The following is a 22,421-nucleotide window of genomic DNA, read 5'->3' as shown; positions in this document are numbered from 1 at the left end:
GTGCTTATGCACCTTTTCTATTATACATAAAAATAGTAAAAGGATGGTAAGAAATGACATTACTAGATGCTAGACAATTAGTAACAAAAAAAGTAGCTGAATTAAAAGATAGAGTAAATAAATTAAGTAAAAAACCTTCTCTAGTAATAATTAGAGTAGGTGAAGATTTTGCCAGTGGAAAGTATGTATCAAATAAAGTTAAAAAATGTGAAGAAGTTGGAATAAATTCAAAAATAATTCATTTAGATGAAAATATTAGTCAAGATGAAGTAGAAAAAATTATTATAGATTTAAATAAAGACAAAGATGTTACAGGAATTTTATTGCAATTACCTATACCAAGACATTTAAATGAAGATTATCTTACAAATCTTATAGAAGATGAAAAAGATGTAGATGGATTTACCATAGGCAATATGGGGAAATTATCTCTTAACTTAGAAGGAAATGTGGCATGTACTCCTAGGGGTATAATGACATTATTAAAAGAATTTAAGATAGATATTGAAGCTAAGGATGTTCTTATAATAAATCGTTCTAACATAGTTGGAAAGCCATTATCACAATTGTTCTTAAAAGAGAATGCAACAGTGACTATAGCCCATAGTAAAACTAAAAATTTAAATAAAAAAATTGCAGCATCAGATATAGTTGTTACTGCAGTAGGAAGAGCTAACTTCCTAAGTGCACAAGATTTTTCTAACAGTACTACAATAATAGATGTATCAATTAACTTTAATGAAGCAGGAAAAATGTGTGGAGATGTGTCTAAAGAGGACTATGACGTTATAGTAAACGAAAAACAATGTCATTTAACTCCTGTACCAAATGGAGTAGGTCAAATGACTGTTATAGAATTAATTGAACAAACAATAGAAATTGCTGAAAAAGGGGAGAGTAAATAATGGAAACAAAATTAAAAGTAAAACTTATATCTCATACAATGAATCCAGAGCTTGTTGTAGCTACAGCAGGGAAGCTTTGTTATTCACCATCAAATATCGATGATTTAATGGAGAAGCAAACACCAGAAAGTATTGAAAGATTTGTAAATATGATTACTTCTATTGGTCATGGCAGTGTGTTAGAACATACTAGCTTTACTTTTGCCATAGAAGGAGTTTCTAGAAGTTTAACACATCAACTAGTTAGACATAGGATAGCATCTTATAGTCAACAATCTCAAAGATATGTTAAAGAAACTCAGTTTGAATATGTAATTCCGAAAGATATAAAAAACCATCCTATACTTGAGCAAAGCTATAAAAATCATATGGAAGATAGCCAAAGATTATATGATGATATAGTTGATAAATTAATATATGATTATGTTTATAATAAAGATCAGTATGGTGAACTAGTAGATATTCAATTAAAAAAATGTAATATAGACAAAGATGAATTTGAAGCATGGAAAAATGAGAATAAATCTTGTGAAAAGTTTGTAGAATCATTAAGAACATCATATAAAAAGTTATGTTCAACTTTAGAGAAAAAGGCAATTGAAAATGCTAGATATGTATTCCCAAATGCATGTGAAACAAAAATAATATGCACAATGAACTTAAGAAGTTTAATTAACTTCTGTCATCATAGATGTTGCAGAAGAGCACAAGAAGAAATAAATGAATTAGCATGGACTATGGTAGACGAAGTAGAAAAAGCAAGTCCTTTACTTGCCAAAACTCTTGGTGCAAGTTGTCAATTTGGACCATGTCCAGAAGGTGCTATGTGCTGTATGATGCCTTATGAAAAGATGAATAAATAAGGTTAACTTTTAAATTTATAAAATCCAGATACTAAAAGGAGCATAATAATATGAGAATAAATAGAATTAAAGATAATGATATAGCCAATGGATTTGGAATTACTATGTCTCTTTGGACCCAAGGATGCCCTCACAAGTGTAAAGGATGTTTTAATGGTGAAACTTGGAGTTTTACAGATGGTGAAGAATTTACTGATGAAAAACTAAATTATATTATGGATAATATTGATAAACATAATATAAAAAGAGATTTATCCATACTAGGAGGAGAACCTCTTTGTCCTGAAAATATTGAGGGAGTTATTTATGTATGTAAGATATTTAAAAATAAATATCCTGAAAAGAAAATATATTTATGGACGGGCTATACTGTTGAAAACTTTAATGAACTTCAAAAAGAAATTTTAAAATATGCAGATGTTTTAGTAGATGGCAAATTTGAAGAAGAGCAAAAGAATATATCTCTTACCCTGAGAGGATCATCAAATCAAAGAGTTATAAATGTTAAAGAAACATTAAAAGAAAATAAATTAATATTATTTGATTTAGATAATAAATAATATAAAAAGAAGCTATAAAATGGCTTCTTTTTTAGTTTAAATTACTTACAAATCTAACAAGTTGATATAATATAAAATAAAGAAGAAAAATACTCTTAATGGGGGAGATGATAGCTTATGTTAGGGGTAGCTTTAGAAGGTGGAGGAGCAAGGGGTGCATTTCACATTGGAGCCATTAAAGCTTTATTAGAAGAAGGATATGAGATAGATGGAATAGTAGGAACTTCTATTGGAGCATTTAATGCAGCTATGGTTGCTCAAGGAGATTTTGAAAAATGTTTTGAAATGTGGAATCATGTTACTCCACAGCAACTATTTGATATAGAGGATAGTCATATGGCAAATGTAATAAATAGAAATCTTAATATAAAAACCATAACCTATTTTTCCAGTGAAGCAAAAAAAATAATTACTAATAAAGGCATTGATACGGATAATTTACGCAAGGTTGTGGATGAATTAATTGATGAGGAAAAATTAAGAAATAGTAATGTGGACTTTGGACTTGTTACTGTGGAATTAGGACCTTTAAGCCCTATAGAAGTGTTTAAAGAAGATATTCCAAATGGAAAAATAAAAGACTTTATAATGGCAAGTGCTAGATATCCAGGGCTAAAAATGGAACCATTAGACGGTAAAGCATACTTAGATGGAGGACTTTATGATAATTGCCCTGTGAGTCTTTTAGCAAGAAAAAATTATGATAAGATAATAGCCATAAGATTAAATTCTAGTAGAAAATTGAGACATATTGATGAAAGTGTAAATGTGGTTGAAATACAGCCATCTATGGATTTAGGTGGAACATTTATATTTACAAAAGATTTGGCTCATAGAAATATTAAACTTGGTTATTATGATGCAATTAAGGCTATAAGAAAATTAAGAGGAAGAGAATACTATATAGAGCCAGTAGATGATGATTTAATTTTTAGCAAACTTTTAGAATTACCTGATGAATTGATTATAGATATAGGAACAAGTATGGGATTAGAAGATATTCCTCCTAAAAGAATGCTATTTGAATTTATATTACCTAATTTATCAAAGTATTTAAATTTAAATAAAGAAGATGATTATCAAGATATTGTTATTGCGCTTTTAGAAAATATGGCAAAGGAAAGACAAATAGAAAAATTTAAAATATATTCCTTATCAGATTTTTTTAGCCTAATAAAAGATAATGAAAAAGAAGGTAACTTTCAAAATAAAGTACAACTTAGCTTAAGAAGATTAAAAAGAAAAGCAATTGAAAATATCAAACAAGTTGATATTAATATAATAAATGAAAAACTATTATGTTTACTAAAAGAAGAGGAATAAAAAATAGATAAGTTTGTATTTTTCAAACTTATCTATTTTTTTATTTAAAAAATGAAGAAAAATTTCCTCCGTATTCTACTCCGGCACTAAGCCCCATACCTTCAAATATTTTTTTATTTATTTTAGTATCTTCTAGAAGTATATATACTTGACCATTTATAGTTTCTTTTACAGTGGATGTCATAGAACCTTGATTAGGTGCCTTTAATACTAAAAAATCTTTTGGATTCGTATAAGTTTTTAGGGTTAATCTAAAGTTCTTTTTAGTTACTGTTAAAGCAATATCATTTCCAAAATTTTGTATATTAATTTTGCTGTGATTAATTGTAGTAAAACTATAGAATTCATTTTCTAAAGTTAGGCCTATAATGAAACCGGTGAAGTCTCTTATAGGAAAAGGTATAGTTCCTATGGAACAAGTTATAGAAGCTTTTCTACTTTTAAAAGAGTTACTTTGAATCCATAACCAAGATTTTGGAAAACTTTTACCCCAATTTTTTTCAATATAGACTTTTCCTGCCGTAAAATTTACATTTATACCATTAATGTTTAAATCTCCAATAATGGATCCGTTTAGAACACATACATGTGAATAGCACTCCATAAATTTCAAATAATTATAAAATCCCATGCTACCAGGATTAATAATGCTACCAGGCCACTTTACTAAATTTTTTAATATTAGATTACCATGAATATTTAAATCATTAGAATCTATGGATAGATTTATGTTTTCTAAAGAAAAAATATTAGAATTAATAAATATCCTAAATCTATTATTATTATATCTAAAATCCTTTACATCGTAAGATAAATAATTAAAAGTAGATTCTTTTCCATTTAAAATTTGTATAAAAGAGTGGTGTTCATCTTTATTATTGCCATAAGAAATACCGGGAATAATGGCAAGTTTATAATCATTTTTATTGTCGACTATTTTAAAATACCATCCTTCAAAGAAGTTTTTTCTTTTGTGTTTTCCATGATATAAATTGGGATTAAAAGTTTCTTTCATAAAATACCTCCTACTTATATCATTATTAATATGAAAAATAAGAGAAAATATAACAAAAACAACAAATATATTTACTATTTATAGAAAAAGTATTATAAGTATATAAAAAATTTAATTATATAATAATACTTAATGGTATAATAAGTAGTGCAATTAAGAAAATGAAAAATAGGTGATATAGATGGAAGATACAGTTAAGATAATAAATGAAATATGTAAAGAAAATATAATAAAAGTAGTTATAAGTAATAAAAAAAATAAAGAGGTAAAATACAATAAAATAGTTTTTCAACTAAAAAAAAATAATAAAGAATATTATCAAATAGAAAAATTTACAGACAAGCAAGTATTTCATGAAAATATAGAAATAAAAGACTTAAATTATAAAATACTTGAATATATGAAAGAAGACTTTAAACAGTTAAATGCTTGGTCAACTAACACAGTTTATGATATTAAAATATCTAAAAAAGGTAAAGTTTTTTTAGGTAAAAAGAAAAGTAACAGTGAAAATGTAGTTAACAAAGGACATAACAAAGAAAAGAACTATATCCTTAAAGAAGGTATGCTTATTCAACCTCTTATTGATTTAGGAGTTTTTACTAAAGAAGGCAAGGTTGTAAACTCAAAATATGATAAGTATAAGCAAATAAATAGATTTATTGAAATAATTGATGATGAAATCAAGAAAAATGATTATAAAGAATTAACAATATTAGATTTTGGTTGTGGAAAGTCATATTTAACTTTTGTTCTTTATTATTATTTCGTAGAAATAAAAAAGATAAATGTAAAAATGATAGGATTGGATTTAAAAGAAGATGTAATAAAAAAATGTAATGAAATAGCAAAAAAATATAAGTTTGATAATTTACACTTTGAACTAGGAGACATAAATGGGTTCAGATACAATAATAAGGTGGATATGGTTATTACTCTTCATGCTTGCGACACAGCTACTGACTATGCTTTATACAATGCAGTTAAGTGGAATGCAAAAATGATATTCTCAGTACCTTGTTGCCAACATGAGTTCAACCATCAAATGAAGGCCGAAAGTTTAGAAATTTTAAATAAATATGGAATTATACAAGAAAGAGTAGCAGCTCTTATGACAGATTCAGTAAGAGGTAATTTATTAGAATGTGTTGGATATAAAACTCAATTATTAGAGTTTATTGATATATCTCATTCACCCAAAAATATTTTAATAAGAGCATCAAAGTCAAATTTACAAAAAGAGAAAAAAGAAAAATCTCTACAACAAGTACAAGTACTAATGAAAGAATTTAATTTTAATCCAACGTTATACAATTTATTAAAAGAAGATAATTTAATTTAGATATAAAAACTCAAGGATCTATGGTTCTTGAGTTTTATAAATGCAATAAATAGTTTGCTTAAAAAGTTACTTATGCTATAATTTAAAAAATTATATTTTATTCAAATATATAATTTTGAAGGGAGAAAGTTAATGAAGATATTGAGGTTATTATTTAGTAGAATGGTAGTTATCGGGGTAATGATTGCTATCCAATTTTGTATATTTTTATTTTTATTAATAAAATTCACCCATTTTTCAGCAATATCATCTATTATGTGTACTGCAATAAGTGCTTTAGTAGTACTTTGGATTATAAATAAAAGTGACAATCCGGCTTATAAATTGGCTTGGATTATACCAATATTAATTTTTAATATTGCAGGAGGAATATTATATCTTATACTAGGTAATAAGAAACCTTCTAAAGAGATGAGATATCGTCTAGAGAAAGTTCAGCAAAAGACAAGTAAATACTTAAGACAAAATAAAGATATAGCAGAAAAAGTTGAAAAAGAAAATAAAACAGTTTATGGTCACATGAACTATATAAACTGTGCAGCTGGTTATCCTATGTACAAAAACACAGAGGTTAAATATTATAGTGTGGGAGAGGATAATTACGAAGATTTAATTAAAGAACTAAAAAAAGCAAAAAGATATATATTTATGGAATACTTCATTATAGAAGAAGGTAAGATGTGGGATGGTATTTTGAAAATACTAGAACAAAAAGCTAAAGAAGGATTAGATGTAAGACTTATGTATGATGATATGGGTTGCATATCTCTTCTTCCTTATGGATATAATAAAATTTTAGAGAAAAAGGGAATAAAATGTATTGCTTTTAATCCTTTTAAACCTTTATTATCTCTTGTTATGAATAATAGAGACCATCGTAAAATTACAGTAATAGATGGACATACAGGATTTACAGGCGGTATAAATTTAGCTGATGAGTATATTAATGAAAAAGTAAGGTTTGGACATTGGAAAGATACAGGAGTTATGTTAAAGGGACAAGGTGTATGGAACTTAACTATGATGTTTTTAGAAATGTGGAATTCTAGTAGACAAACAGACGAAGACTTTTCTATTTATAAACCAGAAGTACACCAATTGGAAACTACAATAAGTGATGGGTTTGTACAACCTTATGGAGATTCACCTTTAGATGAAGAGGTTGTAGGAGAAAATGTATATTTAAATATTATAAATAGTGCAAAAAACTATGTATATATTTTTACACCATATTTGATTATTGATAATGAGATGATGACAGCCCTTTGTTTAGCTGCTAAAAAGGGTGTAGACGTAAAAGTAGTAACGCCAGGAATACCAGACAAGAAGACCGTATTTAAGCTTACCAGATCTTATTATCCTCAATTAATAAGAGCTGGTGTTAAGATTTATGAATATACTCCAGGATTTATTCATGCTAAAGTATTTGTTTGTGATGATGAAGTTGCAACAGTAGGTACAATAAATATGGATTATAGGAGTTTATACTTACATTTTGAGTGTGGTGTGTATTTATATAAATGTAAATGCTTAAGTGATATTAAAAAAGATGCTTTAGATACAATTTCAAAAAGTAGGCAATTTTCCGAAGAAGACATAAAAGCTGGAAGAAGATATGCCTTATGGCAAGCAATACTTAGAGTATTTGCACCGCTTATGTAGAAATATAAATTGACAAATAAATAAAGTGATTTTATTCTTAAAATAAGAAAGGTGTAAAATACTTTATATAAGTAAGTGGGGGTGGCTACTATGAATGAAAAACTAGTAAAAATTCTTGAAGAAGCAAGAAATAATCAACTAATTAAAGAAAAGTTTATTGAAACAAGAGATGCAGAAGATCCTATGGAGGAGTTTTGTAATGTTGCCACATCTATGGGGTATGATATGACAGTAGGAGACCTCTTTGCAATGGGGGAAGAATATTCATCAAATCTTCTAAAAAGTTGTAATGGAGGAGCAGTTTATCCTATGGATGAATGGTCAGATTGGTATGAAGATTTTTTTACATCATTAAATTAGATTATAGTCAATAAAATGCTCTTAATAATAAATTTTATATTTATTATTAAGAGCATTAATTTTTATATTAATTAGATTTTGGTAAGGATATTTTTCCATTTTTTATTAAAGATAATAAGTAAATGGCTTCTTCTCGAGCATAAATATCATAAATTGTATCAGTATCATAATCAAGTACCATTTTTAATGCGTCGAGAACTCTATTGCCTTTAATTATTCTCAATAATGATTCAACCCTATTATAAATATCTAAAATATTTTCATCAATTAATATGGGGTCATATCTATGTATATCAGTTGTAAATTCATTTTTAGCTTGTCTGTTAGATAAGAAACTTAAATTATTCAAAAATGTTTCCATATATAAACCCACAAACCAAGGACTGGCACTTTCAAAGTTTTCAACTAATTCATCATCACTTAGATGTAAATTATTCATATTAGCACCTCCATTATATTATTAATTATAGGATTTACTATAAATTAATATTTACATACATGTAAATCATGGTAATATTCATACCAAAATTTGAAAAATAATAGAACAAGTAATTGTAAAAAATAATATCAAAAGTATAATGGGAGGTTAACTTGAAAAAAGATACCCGAAGGGATTGCACACTAAATAACTCCCTTTAAATATTAAAAAAAATAAAAACGGAGTTTGTGGAAAATTGATTTACTGGTTAATTATCATGTAATTCCAAGTGATTCTTCAACTTGTGTTTGAACTACAAATCCTTGAGTTTGTAGATATTTAATCATCCTATCTATAGATTTAGTTTGATTTACACAATCACTTAAGTAAGAATCGTATAATGAAGAATTAAATTCTTTATTATTTAGTAACATATTGTAACAACAAGTAAGTAGCATTCTTGAAATAGCTATTATAGCTCTCTTATGTCCACGTCTTTTTTTAATAGATTCATATCTATATTTAAAGTAAGGACATGATTTATCTTTAATAGCTGCATTGGCACATTGAACAAGCAAAGGTTTTAAATATAAACCGGCACGACTTATACGAACACTTTTCTTTTTTCCTGCACTTTCATTGTTCTGAGGCGTTAATCCTGCCCAAGAACAAAGGTGCTTTGATGTATCAAATTTAGACATATCAACACCTATTTCAGAAATTATGCCTACGGCAGACTTAGGTGTAATTCCTGGTACGGAAGAAAGTAAAGATATTTGATCCTGGTAGTCTGAAGAAATGATAGAAATTACATTATCTAGTTGGGTCAAACAATTATTTATATAGTCAAAATGGTTAAATGAAACTCTCATTTTGCTTGATTGCTCTTTAGATATATTGCCTTGCATAGATAGATTTATTTCTTCAGCTTTAGGTAGTAGTCTAGCATGAAGAAATTCAGTATAATCAATATTCAGCTTTTCGGGATGATCCAATGCATATTTAATAATAGCTGAAGAAGATTTACCAAATGTATCAGATACAACGCTAGAAATCATTAAGTTAGATACAGTTAATGAATTTTGAATTCTGTTTTTTTCACTAGAACGAAAATTAACTAATTTACTTCTGTATCTCATTAAATCTCTAAGTTCTCTGATTTGTTTTGGAGGAATAAAACTCCCCCTAACTAGACCATGCTTGTGTAAATCTGTAATCCATAAAGAATCACGTTTATCAGTTTTTTTACCAGGAATATTTTTTATAAATTTAGGATTTGCAAGTGTAATATTACAAGTATCTTCAAGAATGTTATAGATTGGTAACCAGTATTTACCGGTACTTTCCATGCATATTTCAGTACAATTGTTACTTAATAACCAGTTTTTGAATTCAATTAAATTATGGGTAAATGTTTGAAAGTTTTTAGTTTTATATGTTGTGATATTTTTAGAATTAGTAGAAGCAATTGTAGCTACTATAAATTTTTTGTGAACATCAATACCACAACATACTGGATGAACAATTTTAAGCATTTTATCACCTTAAATAAAAAATTAAGTAAGTAAACATTGACTGAATATCCTAGTTTTTTAACGGTCTTTGCTAAAACAAAGATTAACTTACGTGCTCATGGCACAATTATTTGTACTTAGATAGATATTCGGCACAAGTTTTTATGCGGATTTGCCGATAGGCACTTTTCTCACTTACCCCGCCGTGCTCTGTAGTATATTTACTTACTTATTAGATTTATTAACGAAAAATGTATGTATTATACCATTTTTCATCCAATTTTGTGCCTTGAGCACAGCGAAAGGAATGATAGTTTTTATGACTAATAAAATTGTGAATCCAAATGCAAGAGAAGCTTTAAATCAAATGAAAATGGAAATTGCAAATGAATTAGGTATGGAACATGATATATCAGGAGGAGATAAAACCTCTTATGTTAATGGTAAGAAAGGTGGAGAATTAGGAGGATTAATGAGTAAAACCCTAGTAAATATGGGAAAAGAGGAATTGATTAGACAATATTATAAATAATAAAAAAGACTGCTGATGCAGTCTTTTTTATTATTTATGCTAAGATATAGCTATAGAAATGTTTATATTGTAAATTATGGTTTTAATAAATATGATAGATAACATATTTATTAAAATTAAATAAAAAATTATACATAAAAAAATTTTATAATAAAAAAAATGGGAAAATATGTAGAAATTTTTTATATTTGTGTTACAATTTTCTTGTAATAGTTAAAATAAAGGAGAAATATATGTTACGAACATCGTTAGATTATATACTAGTTAGAACATTTCCAGAATCTGCTCTAGTATTTATTGTAGGTTGCTATTTTTTAAACTTATCAATATCAAAAAAAGATTTGTTAAAAAGTACATTAATATTAGGGGTAATTCAATCATTTGTTAGAATGCTTCCAATTAGCTTTGGCATACATACTATAATAGGAATGTGTCCTATATTGTTTATGTTAGTAAATCTGTCAAAAGATACTTTTATAAATTGTATAATGGCTTTATGTAAAGTATTTTTATGTTTAATACTTAGTGAAAGTATATATGTAATTTTATTAACGAAGGTATTATCTATTCCAGATAAGGTATTCATTGATAATTATACTATTATGGGAGCTATTTATAGTTTACCATCTCTTATTATATTTGCAATTTTATCTGCTTTATTAGGTTTTGTTACAAGAAAACTTCAAGGAGGGAACAAAGTTGAACCAAATGAGTAGTTTAACAGAGAATCTTTCTAGTAAATTTGCATTTTACTTATGTCAATCTAAGGATAAGTCAAGTGAAGAATTTGCAGTTTTAAAATATGGAGTTTTTGCATTTTTACAAGGGACTATAGCAATGATACTAACTATTTTATTTGGAATATTAACTAATACTTTATTTGAAATAGTAGTGATTTCGTTAGTAGGTGCATTGATGAAAAGAAACTCTGGAGGGGTACATTGTTCAAGCCCAAATAGATGTATTTTAGTAGGAATTATGGTGTCTTATACATTTACATTAATAGGCAAAAATATTGTAAATATGGAACAAGGATACATTAATTTTTTATGCATAATTATGTTTATTCACTCTTTTATAATTTTATACAAGAAATGTCCAGTGCCTTGTGATAATAAACCATTAAAAAAAGAAGAAACAAGAAAAAGGCTAAGGAAAAATGCATTTACTATATATTTTGTATGTGTAATGTTATTTATATCGAATATATTATTAAGTTCGATTTATAATATGAATGTTTTAAGTTTTTTAATCTTATATATGATACTAGGTTTATATATGCAGGCTTTATCTTTAACGAATATAGGAAATAAATTTATTTTATTTTTAGATAAAGTTTTATTAAAGCTTAAAATTTAATTTTGGATATTAGCAATTATTTGTTAATATAAAATTTATTGTAAAGGAGATATACATATGGGAATATTAGCAAAATTCTTCACTAAAGTTGCAAAGAATACAAGTTCTTACTGTTTATTCTTATTCTTTGAACCTGAAGTTCCAACATCTTTAAGAGAAGAATAATGAAGAAAAGAGCCATAGAAATTTTTCTTATGGTTCTTTTTGATATAATATTCTATAAATTTTTATTATATGCATAGGTGAATACATATGAATAAATTTGATTATGAAAGAAGATTAAAAATACTAGAAATTTTAATAGGATTAAAGTTTTTATATATTATATTAGCAACTTTAAATATTATAAGTTATTATAATGTAACATTAGATTCAAAAGGTATAGGTTATATACTTTTTTTTGCATGTTGTATGGTTCCATTTATGATATTTTGTTCAAAAATGATGTATGAAGATACAGAAAAAAACTTTACTAATATGCCTACATTTTATAATGCTATAGAAATTATTATAATCTTAGGATTATTTATTATTCTAATGACAAAAACAGGAGGTCAAAATAGCTCTTTTAAATACATTAGTACAATTATTATATTAATATCCTCTATTCAGTATAAAAAAGAAATTAGTTTTGCTATAGCTGTAGCTGTATCTATAATAATTCTATCATTTAATCTAGTAAACGTAGACTACACGTTAATTAAATATATGGACACAGCCAGACATTTAGAAGGTGATATAATATTAATAAGTTCCTTATTAATAACATCTTTTATTCTTTCTTTATATATTAATATTGAAAGTGATTATAATTTAAAATTGAAAGAATTAGCAGTAAAAGATGGGCTTACAGGTTTATTAAATCATAGAAGCTTTCAAGATGTATTAGATTCGTATATAACTAACTCTCAAAAAGAAGACAAAGAAGTTTCTTTATTGTTTATGGATATAGATAATTTTAAAAATTATAATGACGTAAATGGACATCAAAAGGGAGATTGGCTTCTTACAAGATTAGGTGAAATTTTAAGAAATACAGTTGATAATCTTGGTGTAGTAACTCGTTACGGTGGAGAAGAATTTGCTGTTATATTATATGATCAGACTGAAGAAGCAGCGTTAAACTTAGGAGAGTTAATTCGTCAAAATATACAACAAACATATTTTAAAGGTCAAGAATATCAGCCTAATAAGCATATAACAGTTTCTATTGGTGTATCTACTTATCCAAATGTTGCTAAAAATAAAAAGCAATTAATTGAACTTGCAGATAATGCTTTATATAGAGCAAAATCTTTTGATAAAAATCGTGTTGAAAGATATTATAATATATTGGATGAAATAGACAATAGCATTGACAAAAAAACCTTAGAATCTATTGCTAGTATGTTGAATAAAATAAATAAAAAAGATAAGTATACTTACGGCCATTCAGAAAGAGTAGTTATTTATGCTAAGAAGTTTGCCACATATTTACAAATGGAAGAGCAATCAAAAAAAGATTTGCTTTTAGCTGCTTACTTGCATGATATAGGAAAATTAGAAATATCAAAAGAATTATTAAATAAAAGAGAAAAATTATCTCAAAGTGAGTTTAATGTTTTAAAACAACACCCAACACTAGGAGCTGATTTGGTAAGTAATATAAAAGAGTTTAATGTTGTTGTACCTGTAATAAAACATCATCATGAAAAATATGATGGAAGTGGATATCCAAGTAACCTAAAAGGAGATCAAATTCCTTATTTAGCAAGGGTACTTACTGTAATAGATAGCTTTGATGCCATGACATCAAAAAGACCTTATAATATAAGAAAAGACTATAATCAAGCAATTATAGAGTTGAAAAAATGTGCAGGGACTCATTTTGATGTGGAATTAGTATCTAAATTTATAGATATGCTTCAAAGCGATATGATAAAGCAAAAGAAACCAGAAGGATTAAAGAATATTTTGCCATTAATGGACGAAGTTAATAGAAGTGCCTAATATAAAAAGCTTTCTAAAAATAATATGATTTTTAGAAAGCTTTTTATATTGTTTATTAAAATGTTTTTGCTACAATTAAGTTAAGCTTAGTTTGTGAAAATATATTCAAGGGGGATGAAAAAATGGGAGAATTAGGAGTTAAATACATATTTGAATCAAATGACAAGTTAACTAGTAATATTAGAAACATATTGAATACATTACAACTTAAAGATTATAATGATGAAATAGAAAAACTATATGAAAGTTTTATAAATGATATATATGATAACATATATACATCTAAAGAAATAAAAAAAATATTAATTACCTTGAACTATTCATTAGAAATAATAAAAGAAAATTTGGATAATAATAATTTGATTAGAGAAGATATTTTTTTTGTTGAAGATATAAATAAACAATGTTTAGTTGAAGAAATAACAAATGGAATAGTTATATCTTCTAGAAATGAACATGAAGAAAGTAAGTTAAAGTATTATGGATATTTACTTGGAAATATAATGTTTAAAGATAATCTAGACAGAGATGAATGTAATAGATTAATAAAATTATCTAGACAATTAACTTATTGTCAAATTAAATTACTAAATATGTATGTAATTTCTCAAACTATTCAAATTCCAATATTACAGAGAGAAGACTATACTAAATTAGGTATAAGAGATTATAAACTACTAGGGATGCTACAAGATACGCTAGATATGATACAAAAATCAATACTAAATGGAAGTGGAAAGTTAGTTTTAGATGTTGTTCAAATAAATCCTTCTAAAATAAAAGTTCAAGGAGTGGGAACATTACTATATAATTGTATGTCTTTAAATAAAATGCCTTATGATGAACTGGAGGATATGTTGGAGTTATTGTCAAAATAAAAATAATATGATAAATAAGTGCTTATTATGAGCACTTATTTTGTTTAAAATTAAATAAAATGGGTAAATTATATATAATTCAGATATAAAAAAAAATAAATATAAATATAAAAAAAATAGTGCAAACGGTTGCATTAAAATATTGACATGACTATTCAAGCTATGATAGTATCAATATAGAAATTAAAGTAAACTATATATGATTGTGAAAACGATTATATAATATTAAATATTAAATAAGGGAGAGGCCGAAATTAATGAAGGACAAAATATTTGGTGTTTTACAACGTGTAGGTAGATCGTTTATGCTACCAATAGCTATTTTACCAGTAGCAGGTTTATTTTTAGGAATTGGTGGATCATTCACTAATGAAACAATGCTAAACGCTTATGGGTTAATGGGCATTATGGGACCAGGTACGCCTATAAATGCATTTTTAACAGTTTTAAGTAATGCAGGAGATATTGTATTTGCGAACTTACCATTATTATTTGCAATGGGTGTTGCAATAGGTATGGCTAAAAAAGAAAAAGAAGTAGCAGCTTTATCTGGAGCTATAGCATTCTTAATAATGCATGCTTCTATTGGTGCAATGATAAATATTAACGGTGGAACAGAAGCTATGCTAGCTGGTTCTACGGCAAGTGTATTAGGTATAAACTCACTTCAAATGGGTGTATTTGGAGGTATGATAGTAGGACTTGGTGTAGCGGCGTTACATAATCGTTTCTACAAAATCGAATTACCACAAGTACTGTCATTCTTTGGAGGAACTAGATTTGTTCCAATTATATCTGCAATAACTTATTTATTTGTTGGTATATTAATGTTCTTTATATGGCCAAATGTACAAAGTGCTATTTATTCAGTTGGTAATATAGTACAAAGTTCAGGATATGCAGGAACTTGGGTATATGGATTTATGGAAAGAGCTTTAATACCATTTGGACTTCATCACGTATTCTACTTACCATTCTGGCAAACTGCTGTTGGTGGTACTGCAATGGTAGGAGGACAACTAATAGAAGGTGCTCAAAATATATTCTTTGCACAACTAGCAGATCCATCTACTTCACAATTTAGTGTAGAAGCTACTAGATTTATGTCTGGTAAATTCCCACTTATGATATTTGGTTTACCAGGTGCAGCACTTGCAATGTATAAATGTGCTAAACCAGAAAAGCGTAAAGTTGTTGGAGGTTTACTATTATCAGCAGCATTAACAGCAATGTTAACAGGTATAACTGAGCCAATTGAATTTACATTCTTATTTGTTGCCCCAATATTATATGTAATACACTCAGTATTTGCAGGAGCAGCTTATATGATAATGCACATACTAAATGTTGGAGTTGGTATGACATTCTCTGGAGGTTTAATAGACTTAACATTATTTGGTATATTACAAGGAAATGCTAAAACTCATTGGCTAAATATAGTATGGGTTGGTTTAATATACTTTGCAGTTTACTATTTCTTATTTACTTTCTTAATTAAGAAATTTAACTTCAAAACTCCTGGTAGAGATGATGATGAAGAAGAAGTAAAATTATATACAAGAGCAGATGTAAATGCTAGAAAAGAAGGAAGTTTAGCAAGCTCATCAAATCAAGATGATAAGATATCAGCTATGATATTAAAAGGCTTAGGTGGACAAGATAATTTAAGTGATTTAGACTGTTGTGCTACAAGACTTCGTGTTACTGTAAAAGATTCTTCTAAGGTAAGTGAATCTTTACTAAAATCAAGTGGAGCAGCAGGTGTTATAATAAAAGGTAATGGAATACAAGTTATATATGGACCAAGGGTAACAGTTATAAAATCAAACTTAGAAGATTTTATAGAAAGCGGTGTTAATCTTGAGGTTGCAGCAGATTTAGATGTAGTAGAAACAAAGAAAGAAAAAAAAGAAGATAAAGTTGGAAATAATTCTATAATTGTAGCTCCTATAGAAGGTAATGCCATAGCTTTAGAAGAAGTAGGAGATGGAGTGTTCTCTGAAGGTATGTTAGGAAAAGGTGTTGCAATAGAGCCAACTGTTGGTAGAGCAGTATCACCAGTGGATGGAGTGGTTTCAACAGTATTTGATACAAAACATGCAGTAGGATTAACTTCGGACAAGGGTGTAGAAATACTAATACACATAGGTTTAGATACTGTAAAACTAAATGGGAAACATTTTATTACTCATGTTAAAGCAGGTGACCAAGTTAAGGCAGGAGATCTTTTAGTAGAATTTGATATAGAAAAAATAAAAGAAGCTGGATATCCAACTGTTACTCCTGTAATAGTTACTAATACAGATAGTTATGAAGATGTGGAAGCTATAGCTAAAGGTGCAGTAAAGCAAAAAGATAAATTAATATCAGTGAGATAGTTTATAAAGATGTAGGTTTTAATACCTACATCTTTTTTTTATTAAAAGTGTGAAATATAAAATTTATTATTTACACCATAATTATACTTAATTAGTGTGAAAAATTATAGGAAGGGTATAAATGATATTAAATAAAGTTATATTGTAAAAAAAGTTCATAAAATAACGTACTTAAAATATAAAAATAATAAAAATGTTCATAAAATGCGTTATATATATATACTATTTTTACAAATTATTTTATAATATAGTTAAATAATTGTAATATATTGGAGGATAAATGTAATGACTTTTAAATCAGATATAGAAATAGCGCAGGAATCAAAACCTCTACATATTGGAGAAATAGGTAAAAAATTAGGCCTAAATGAAGATGAATTAGAATTTTATGGGAAATATAAGGCTAAGATTGATTATAACTTATTGAAAACACATAGAAAAGATAAACAAGGTAAGTTAATTTTAACTACAGCAATAAATCCAACTCCAGCAGGAGAAGGAAAGACTACAACAACAATAGGTTTAGCAGATGGTTTACGAAAAATTGGCAAAAACTCAATCGTTGCACTACGAGAGCCTTCTTTAGGACCTGTATTCGGGATGAAAGGTGGAGCTGCTGGTGGAGGCTATGCTCAAGTTATACCAATGGAAGATATAAACTTACACTTTACAGGCGATTTTCACGCAATAGGAGCAGCAAATAATTTATTAGCAGCAATGATAGACAATCATATACATCAAGGTAATAAATTAAATATTGATCCAAGAACTATAACTTGGAGAAGATGTGTAGATATGAATGATAGGCAATTAAGAAATATAGTTTGTGGTATGGGAAGAAAAGTTGATGGTATAGTTAGAGAAGATGGATTTGATATAACTGTAGCATCGGAAGTTATGGCTGTTTTCTGTTTAGCTAATAATATTAGTGAACTAAAAGAAAAGTTAGGGAATATAATTATTGGATATACTTATGGAAATTTACCTGTAACAGCTAAAGAATTAAATGCTAATGGTGCAATGGCGGCTTTACTAAAAGATGCTTTGAAACCTAATTTAGTTCAAACATTAGAAGGAACACCAGCACTTGTTCATGGAGGACCATTTGCTAATATAGCTCATGGATGTAATTCTATAATAGCTACAAAAATGGCTATGAATTTTGCAGACTATGTTGTAACAGAAGGCGGATTTGGAGCAGATTTAGGGGCGGAAAAATTCTTAGATATAAAATGCAGAATGGCTGATATAAAACCAGATGCGGTAGTAATTGTAGTTACTGTAAGAGCTTTAAAATATAATGGTGGAGTGGATAAATCTAACTTAAATGATACAAATTTACAAGCTTTAGAAGCTGGATTGCCAAATTTATTAAAGCATGTTGAAAATATTAAGCAAGTATTTAAGTTACCTGCAGTCGTTGCAATTAACGAGTTCCCAACAGATAGTCAAGAGGAAATTGACTTAATAAAGGAAAGATGCAATGATTTAGGTGTAAATGTGGTTTTATCACAAGTATGGGCAAAAGGTGGAGAAGGTGGAATAGACCTTGCTAAAGAAGTAGTAAGACTTTGCCAAGAAGAAAATAATTTTGAATATGCGTATTCACTAGAAGGAAGTGTAAAAGAAAAAATAAATGAAATAGCTACTAAAATATATGGAGCTGAAGGTGTAGATTTTACTAAGGAAGCAGAAAAAGAAATTGCCAATTTAGAAAAATTAGGATTTAATAATCTTCCTATATGTATGGCAAAAACTCAATATTCATTAACAGATGACCCTTCCAAGTTAGGAAGACCAGAAAAATTTAGAATAACAGTTAGAAAAATTAATATAAGTGCTGGAGCTGGATTTATAATAGCTTTAACAGGAGATATTATGAAAATGCCAGGATTACCTAAAATACCAGCAGCCGAAAGAATTGATATTGATGAAAATGGTGAAGTAGTTGGATTATTCTAAATTAGTTAAATGATAAAGTTCATATTATTAATAATATAATTAGAAGTAGCAATAGTATAGTCTATTGCTGCTTTATTTTTTACACATAATTATTTGGGAATGAATAATATATGCTAAAGAAGCACCAAAAATAATAGATGATAATATTTTGATTTTATGGATTAGCATAGGTGTATTAGTGATTTTTATGTTAAATGAAAAATTTGGCAAGAAATAAAAATTGATTTTTAGAAAATATTTAAGTTGACCCCTTATAGAGTTCAACTTTTTTGTTTAAACTTGTAAAGAATTATAAGTAATATGGTATACTTTTTATATTAATATTATTTATAAAAGTAGGCATATTATCCTAAGTTTTTAAATAATTATTACATATTAAAAAGTTGTAAATAGGAGGGTTTTAAATGGCAGGTATAATAACAAGATTCAAAGATATAATGTCTTCAAACATTAATGCATTATTGGATAAGGCAGAAGATCCATCAAAAATGATTGATCAATATTTAAGAAATTTAGAAAGTGATCTGGGAAAAGTTAAAGCTGAAACTGCATCTGTAATGGCTGAAGAAAAAAGATCTAAAAGAGAGTTAGATGAATGCAATGAACAGATAAATAAAATGCAAAAATATGCAGAAAAGGCTTTAATAGCAGGAAATGAATCTGATGCAAAACTGTTTTTAGAAAAGAAAACTCAATTATCTAAAAATCAACAAAGTTTACAACAATCTTATGATATAGCTGCAGACAATGCTACAAAAATGAGAAGTATGCATGATAAACTTATTAAAGATATAGGTGAATTAAATGCAAGAAGAGATCAACTAAAAGCTAAGCTAGCAGTTGCTAAAACACAAGAAAGATTAAATAAAATTGGTTCAAGTGTAAATGGAGCAAAAGGAAATTTATCTGCTTTTGATAAAATGGAAGATAAGATAAATAGACAGTTAGATGAAGCCAATGCCATGGCTGAATTAAATTCTTCAAATGAAAAAGAGAGTATAGAAGATTTAATGAGTAAATATGATGATAATAAAGAAAGTAATTCTGAAGTAGATGATGAATTACAAGCTTTAAAAAATAAACTAGGATTATAAAATTTTTAAAAGATTATGTTTTATGGGGGTGATTTTTATAAGTAAGTCTTATTATTGTGAAGGATGCGGGGGAGTTATGGAATTTAACGCCATGGCTCAAGCTCTAAAATGTCCTAACTGTGGCACTGAAGTTGAAATAGAAAATAATCCAGAGGATGTTATAGAACATAATCTTGATATTCATGCAATTAAAACAATAAAAGTAGAAGAAAAAACGTCTACAAGTATGGAATGTGAAGGATGTGGAGCTATGGTAGAGGTTGACGCAACTAGTACTGCAACTACTTGCCCATATTGTGGATCTCATTATGTTTTATCTCAAAAGCAAATTGAGTCCATAATTCCTGATGGTGTAATCCCTTTTAAAATAGATAAGTATGATATAGAATCTATATTTAGTCAATGGATTAAAAAAAGGTGGCTTGCTCCAAATGTTTTGAAAACTTTATATCAAAAGGATAAGGTTCAAGGAATCTACATGCCGTATTGGACATTTGATGCAGATACAAGTACTAACTATACTGCAATGGGTGGAATTGATTATGAAGTGGAATATGAAGATAGTGAAGGTGAAAAACATACAAGAATAGAAACAAATTGGTATCCTACTAGTGGGCATATAGATTATTTTTTTGATGATGTTTTAGTTAGAGCATCAAATAAATTAAGCGAAAATCTTTTAGGATGGATTGAGCCATACAATACAAAGGATGTGGCATCATACTCACCAGATTATATGTCAGGTTATTGTTCAGAAATATATACGATAGATTTGAAGGATGCGCACAGTGATGCCGTGAATAAAATGAGAAATGATATTCATTATATGGCAGAAAGAGATGTGTTAAGACGTTATGATAGGGTTCGTTCAGTAAGGCTTCATACTTCTTATTCAGATGAAACATATAAACATATTTTTATACCTGTTTATTCAACTGCTTATACATACAAAGATAAACAATATAATGTTTTAATAAATGGAGAAACTGGGAAAATTAAAGGCGAATATCCAAAGAGCCCTATTAAAATTGCAGCCATAGTTATATTAATATTAGGTATATTATTAGGAATTTATTTAGCATCATCAGATAAAGATGTGAGTTATAATAATGACAAAAAAATTCAGTATAGTGAATTAGTTAAAGACGAAACTGTTTCTTCTTTGGAAGAAATAATGTTTTAGGAGGTTAGTATTATGGGACTATTTAGTAACCAATTTTCCAATGTAGTTGAATGGGAAGAATTTAGAGATGACATGCTATTTTGGAAATGGGACAATAAAGAAATAAAAAAAGGTAGTAAATTAGTTGTTAGAATGGGTCAAGATGCTATCTTTATGTATAATGGTAAAATCGAAGGGATTTTTAAAGATGAGGGAAGCTTTGACATGGAATCAGAAATAATTCCTTTTTTATCAACATTAAAAGGATTTAGATTTGGATTTAATAGTGGTATTAGAGCTGAAATTTTATTTGTTAATACAAAGGAATTAACAGTGAAATGGGGTACAAAAAATGCTATTAATATACCTGCGCCAGGTCTTCCAGGAGGAATGCCAATAAAATCTTTTGGAACATTCTGCTGTAAAATATCAGATTATGAAGTACTAATTGATAAAATTGCAGGTATCAAAAAACAATTTACAATAGAAGATGTAAAGTCACGTATTATGTCTATGTTAGATCAGGTTATTATGAAATGGATAGTAAAAGAAGGAAAGGATATTTTTAATCTTCAAGCAAATGCATTTGAAATATCTAAGGGAATACAAGAAGACTTAGATATGGAAATGGAGAAGGTAGGAATAGCTATTACTAACTTTGCTATATCAAGTGTGTCATATCCAAAAGAAATACAAGAAATGGCTACAAAAGCTGCATCTCATAGTATGATCGGTGATATAAATAAATATACTCAAGTTGCCATGGCAGACTCTTTATCAAAAGACGGATCTGGAGGTTCTATAGCTTCTGACATGGCAGGAATGCAAGTTGGAATGATGATGGGCCAACAAATGGTTAATAACATGAATAATAAACCAAAAAATAATGAAACTCAAGAAAGTTCATCTGGGGGAAAAAAAACTAATTTCTGTCCTAACTGTGGTACAAAAAATGAAGGATCAAACTTCTGTCCAAATTGTGGAACAAAATTAGGATAACAATAAAAAGATATAAGTTAAATTTAACTTATATCTTTTTATTGTTATCTATTTAAACTAAAAATCTATTTGATTTATGTAAATTAATAATATATCTTACTAAATT

The 22,421-nt window shown here is 27.6% G+C and carries 21 protein-coding genes; 18 read left to right on the top strand and 3 right to left on the bottom strand.

Going from position 1 to position 22,421, the window contains the following annotated elements; genetic code table 11:
• Positions 1-53 precede the first annotated feature (53 nt).
• The 4 genes from TVTCOM_RS17585 to TVTCOM_RS17570 all read left to right on the top strand — a co-directional run bounded on the left by TVTCOM_RS17585 (position 54) and on the right by TVTCOM_RS17570 (position 3,651).
• Positions 54-905 (top strand): bifunctional 5,10-methylenetetrahydrofolate dehydrogenase/5,10-methenyltetrahydrofolate cyclohydrolase, encoded by an 852-nt coding sequence (locus TVTCOM_RS17585; RefSeq protein WP_434797547.1) that lies wholly within the window; start codon positions 54-56, stop codon positions 903-905.
• A complete protein-coding gene (thyX, locus tag TVTCOM_RS17580; protein ID WP_434797546.1) occupies positions 905-1,768 on the top strand; it encodes an FAD-dependent thymidylate synthase in 864 nt (287 codons plus the stop codon). Before TVTCOM_RS17585 ends, thyX begins: the two co-directional genes overlap by 1 nt.
• Positions 1,769-1,818: 50 nt before the next feature.
• Positions 1,819-2,328, top strand: a complete 510-nt coding sequence (nrdG, locus tag TVTCOM_RS17575) for an anaerobic ribonucleoside-triphosphate reductase activating protein (RefSeq protein ID WP_434797545.1) — start codon at positions 1,819-1,821, stop codon at positions 2,326-2,328.
• Positions 2,329-2,445: 117 nt separating this feature from the next.
• The gene (locus TVTCOM_RS17570; protein WP_434797544.1) at positions 2,446-3,651 is read left to right on the top strand and encodes a patatin-like phospholipase family protein; all 1,206 of its coding nucleotides are present in this window, start codon (positions 2,446-2,448) and stop codon (positions 3,649-3,651) included.
• A gap of 40 nt (positions 3,652-3,691) precedes the next feature.
• Here TVTCOM_RS17570 and TVTCOM_RS17565 read toward each other — a convergent pair whose 3' ends face one another.
• Positions 3,692-4,666: a tocopherol cyclase family protein gene (locus tag TVTCOM_RS17565; RefSeq protein ID WP_434797543.1), complete on the bottom strand. Its 975-nt coding sequence runs from the start codon at positions 4,664-4,666 to the stop codon at positions 3,692-3,694.
• A 181-nt stretch (positions 4,667-4,847) separates the two neighbouring features.
• On the opposite strand from TVTCOM_RS17565, the gene TVTCOM_RS17560 reads away from it, so the two are divergent.
• The 3 genes from TVTCOM_RS17560 to TVTCOM_RS17550 all read left to right on the top strand — a co-directional run bounded on the left by TVTCOM_RS17560 (position 4,848) and on the right by TVTCOM_RS17550 (position 8,030).
• The gene (locus TVTCOM_RS17560; protein WP_434797542.1) at positions 4,848-6,008 is read left to right on the top strand and encodes a class I SAM-dependent methyltransferase; all 1,161 of its coding nucleotides are present in this window, start codon (positions 4,848-4,850) and stop codon (positions 6,006-6,008) included.
• Positions 6,009-6,140: 132 nt separating this feature from the next.
• Positions 6,141-7,670: a cardiolipin synthase gene (cls, locus tag TVTCOM_RS17555; protein ID WP_434797541.1), complete on the top strand. Its 1,530-nt coding sequence runs from the start codon at positions 6,141-6,143 to the stop codon at positions 7,668-7,670.
• A gap of 90 nt (positions 7,671-7,760) precedes the next feature.
• Positions 7,761-8,030, top strand: coding sequence for a Nif11-like leader peptide family natural product precursor (locus TVTCOM_RS17550; protein ID WP_434797540.1), 270 nt, complete (start codon positions 7,761-7,763; stop codon positions 8,028-8,030).
• A gap of 67 nt (positions 8,031-8,097) precedes the next feature.
• On the opposite strand, the gene TVTCOM_RS17545 is transcribed toward TVTCOM_RS17550, so the two are convergent.
• Both TVTCOM_RS17545 and TVTCOM_RS17540 read right to left on the bottom strand, forming a co-directional pair.
• Entirely contained in the window at positions 8,098-8,469 is a 372-nt protein-coding gene (locus TVTCOM_RS17545) for a hypothetical protein (protein WP_434797539.1), read from the bottom strand.
• A 254-nt stretch (positions 8,470-8,723) separates the two neighbouring features.
• On the bottom strand, positions 8,724-9,983 hold the full coding sequence (locus tag TVTCOM_RS17540; RefSeq protein WP_434796464.1) for an IS110 family transposase: 1,260 nt from the start codon (positions 9,981-9,983) through the stop codon (positions 8,724-8,726).
• Between the two features lie 268 nt (positions 9,984-10,251).
• On the opposite strand from TVTCOM_RS17540, the gene TVTCOM_RS17535 reads away from it, so the two are divergent.
• The 11 genes from TVTCOM_RS17535 to TVTCOM_RS17485 all read left to right on the top strand — a co-directional run bounded on the left by TVTCOM_RS17535 (position 10,252) and on the right by TVTCOM_RS17485 (position 22,315).
• Positions 10,252-10,494, top strand: a complete 243-nt coding sequence (locus TVTCOM_RS17535) for a small, acid-soluble spore protein, alpha/beta type (RefSeq protein WP_434797538.1) — start codon at positions 10,252-10,254, stop codon at positions 10,492-10,494.
• Positions 10,495-10,727: 233 nt separating this feature from the next.
• Complete coding sequence (locus TVTCOM_RS17530; RefSeq protein WP_434797537.1) at positions 10,728-11,210, top strand: hypothetical protein; 483 nt, start codon at positions 10,728-10,730, stop codon at positions 11,208-11,210.
• Complete coding sequence (locus tag TVTCOM_RS17525) at positions 11,203-11,853, top strand: accessory gene regulator ArgB-like protein (RefSeq protein WP_434799765.1); 651 nt, start codon at positions 11,203-11,205, stop codon at positions 11,851-11,853. Before TVTCOM_RS17530 ends, TVTCOM_RS17525 begins: the two co-directional genes overlap by 8 nt.
• 57 nt (positions 11,854-11,910) lie before the next feature.
• The gene (locus TVTCOM_RS17520; RefSeq protein ID WP_434797536.1) at positions 11,911-12,018 is read left to right on the top strand and encodes a cyclic lactone autoinducer peptide; all 108 of its coding nucleotides are present in this window, start codon (positions 11,911-11,913) and stop codon (positions 12,016-12,018) included.
• Between the two features lie 87 nt (positions 12,019-12,105).
• Positions 12,106-13,842, top strand: coding sequence for a bifunctional diguanylate cyclase/phosphohydrolase (locus TVTCOM_RS17515; RefSeq protein WP_434797535.1), 1,737 nt, complete (start codon positions 12,106-12,108; stop codon positions 13,840-13,842).
• Between the two features lie 122 nt (positions 13,843-13,964).
• The gene (locus tag TVTCOM_RS17510) at positions 13,965-14,720 is read left to right on the top strand and encodes a hypothetical protein (protein WP_434797534.1); all 756 of its coding nucleotides are present in this window, start codon (positions 13,965-13,967) and stop codon (positions 14,718-14,720) included.
• Positions 14,721-14,977: 257 nt separating this feature from the next.
• Positions 14,978-17,098 (top strand): glucose PTS transporter subunit IIA, encoded by a 2,121-nt coding sequence (locus tag TVTCOM_RS17505; protein ID WP_434797533.1) that lies wholly within the window; start codon positions 14,978-14,980, stop codon positions 17,096-17,098.
• A 285-nt stretch (positions 17,099-17,383) separates the two neighbouring features.
• Positions 17,384-19,060 carry a formate--tetrahydrofolate ligase gene (locus TVTCOM_RS17500; RefSeq protein WP_434797532.1) on the top strand — a complete coding sequence of 559 codons (1,677 nt, stop codon included), beginning with the start codon at positions 17,384-17,386 and terminating at the stop codon, positions 19,058-19,060.
• A 404-nt stretch (positions 19,061-19,464) separates the two neighbouring features.
• Positions 19,465-20,154 (top strand): PspA/IM30 family protein, encoded by a 690-nt coding sequence (locus TVTCOM_RS17495; RefSeq protein WP_434797531.1) that lies wholly within the window; start codon positions 19,465-19,467, stop codon positions 20,152-20,154.
• A gap of 76 nt (positions 20,155-20,230) precedes the next feature.
• Positions 20,231-21,337 carry a hypothetical protein gene (locus tag TVTCOM_RS17490; protein WP_434797530.1) on the top strand — a complete coding sequence of 369 codons (1,107 nt, stop codon included), beginning with the start codon at positions 20,231-20,233 and terminating at the stop codon, positions 21,335-21,337.
• A gap of 12 nt (positions 21,338-21,349) precedes the next feature.
• Positions 21,350-22,315, top strand: coding sequence for an SPFH domain-containing protein (locus tag TVTCOM_RS17485; RefSeq protein ID WP_434797529.1), 966 nt, complete (start codon positions 21,350-21,352; stop codon positions 22,313-22,315).
• Positions 22,316-22,421 lie beyond the last annotated feature (106 nt).

This window comes from Terrisporobacter vanillatitrophus (assembly GCF_051148895.1).
GTDB lineage: Bacteria > Bacillota > Clostridia > Peptostreptococcales > Peptostreptococcaceae > Terrisporobacter > Terrisporobacter vanillatitrophus.
Note: the sequence above shows the minus strand (reverse complement) of the source record. Positions and strands in the feature narration are given on the sequence as shown.

What these genes read in the sequence shown, in the direction of transcription:
- TVTCOM_RS17500 (WP_434797532.1), top strand. Translation starts at nt 17,384, where the DNA reads ATGACTTTTAAATCAGATATAGAAATAGCGCAGGAATCAAAACCTCTA.
- thyX (WP_434797546.1), top strand. Translation starts at nt 905, where the DNA reads ATGGAAACAAAATTAAAAGTAAAACTTATATCTCATACAATGAATCCA.
- TVTCOM_RS17525 (WP_434799765.1), top strand. Translation starts at nt 11,203, where the DNA reads ATGAGTAGTTTAACAGAGAATCTTTCTAGTAAATTTGCATTTTACTTA.
- TVTCOM_RS17505 (WP_434797533.1), top strand. Translation starts at nt 14,978, where the DNA reads ATGAAGGACAAAATATTTGGTGTTTTACAACGTGTAGGTAGATCGTTT.
- TVTCOM_RS17570 (WP_434797544.1), top strand. Translation starts at nt 2,446, where the DNA reads ATGTTAGGGGTAGCTTTAGAAGGTGGAGGAGCAAGGGGTGCATTTCAC.
- nrdG (WP_434797545.1), top strand. Translation starts at nt 1,819, where the DNA reads ATGAGAATAAATAGAATTAAAGATAATGATATAGCCAATGGATTTGGA.
- TVTCOM_RS17510 (WP_434797534.1), top strand. Translation starts at nt 13,965, where the DNA reads ATGGGAGAATTAGGAGTTAAATACATATTTGAATCAAATGACAAGTTA.
- TVTCOM_RS17545 (WP_434797539.1), bottom strand. Translation starts at nt 8,469, where the DNA reads ATGAATAATTTACATCTAAGTGATGATGAATTAGTTGAAAACTTTGAA.
- TVTCOM_RS17495 (WP_434797531.1), top strand. Translation starts at nt 19,465, where the DNA reads ATGGCAGGTATAATAACAAGATTCAAAGATATAATGTCTTCAAACATT.
- TVTCOM_RS17550 (WP_434797540.1), top strand. Translation starts at nt 7,761, where the DNA reads ATGAATGAAAAACTAGTAAAAATTCTTGAAGAAGCAAGAAATAATCAA.
- TVTCOM_RS17520 (WP_434797536.1), top strand. Translation starts at nt 11,911, where the DNA reads ATGGGAATATTAGCAAAATTCTTCACTAAAGTTGCAAAGAATACAAGT.
- TVTCOM_RS17560 (WP_434797542.1), top strand. Translation starts at nt 4,848, where the DNA reads ATGGAAGATACAGTTAAGATAATAAATGAAATATGTAAAGAAAATATA.
- cls (WP_434797541.1), top strand. Translation starts at nt 6,141, where the DNA reads ATGAAGATATTGAGGTTATTATTTAGTAGAATGGTAGTTATCGGGGTA.
- TVTCOM_RS17565 (WP_434797543.1), bottom strand. Translation starts at nt 4,666, where the DNA reads ATGAAAGAAACTTTTAATCCCAATTTATATCATGGAAAACACAAAAGA.
- TVTCOM_RS17485 (WP_434797529.1), top strand. Translation starts at nt 21,350, where the DNA reads ATGGGACTATTTAGTAACCAATTTTCCAATGTAGTTGAATGGGAAGAA.
- TVTCOM_RS17585 (WP_434797547.1), top strand. Translation starts at nt 54, where the DNA reads ATGACATTACTAGATGCTAGACAATTAGTAACAAAAAAAGTAGCTGAA.
- TVTCOM_RS17515 (WP_434797535.1), top strand. Translation starts at nt 12,106, where the DNA reads ATGAATAAATTTGATTATGAAAGAAGATTAAAAATACTAGAAATTTTA.
- TVTCOM_RS17490 (WP_434797530.1), top strand. Translation starts at nt 20,231, where the DNA reads ATGGAATTTAACGCCATGGCTCAAGCTCTAAAATGTCCTAACTGTGGC.
- TVTCOM_RS17530 (WP_434797537.1), top strand. Translation starts at nt 10,728, where the DNA reads ATGTTACGAACATCGTTAGATTATATACTAGTTAGAACATTTCCAGAA.
- TVTCOM_RS17540 (WP_434796464.1), bottom strand. Translation starts at nt 9,983, where the DNA reads ATGCTTAAAATTGTTCATCCAGTATGTTGTGGTATTGATGTTCACAAA.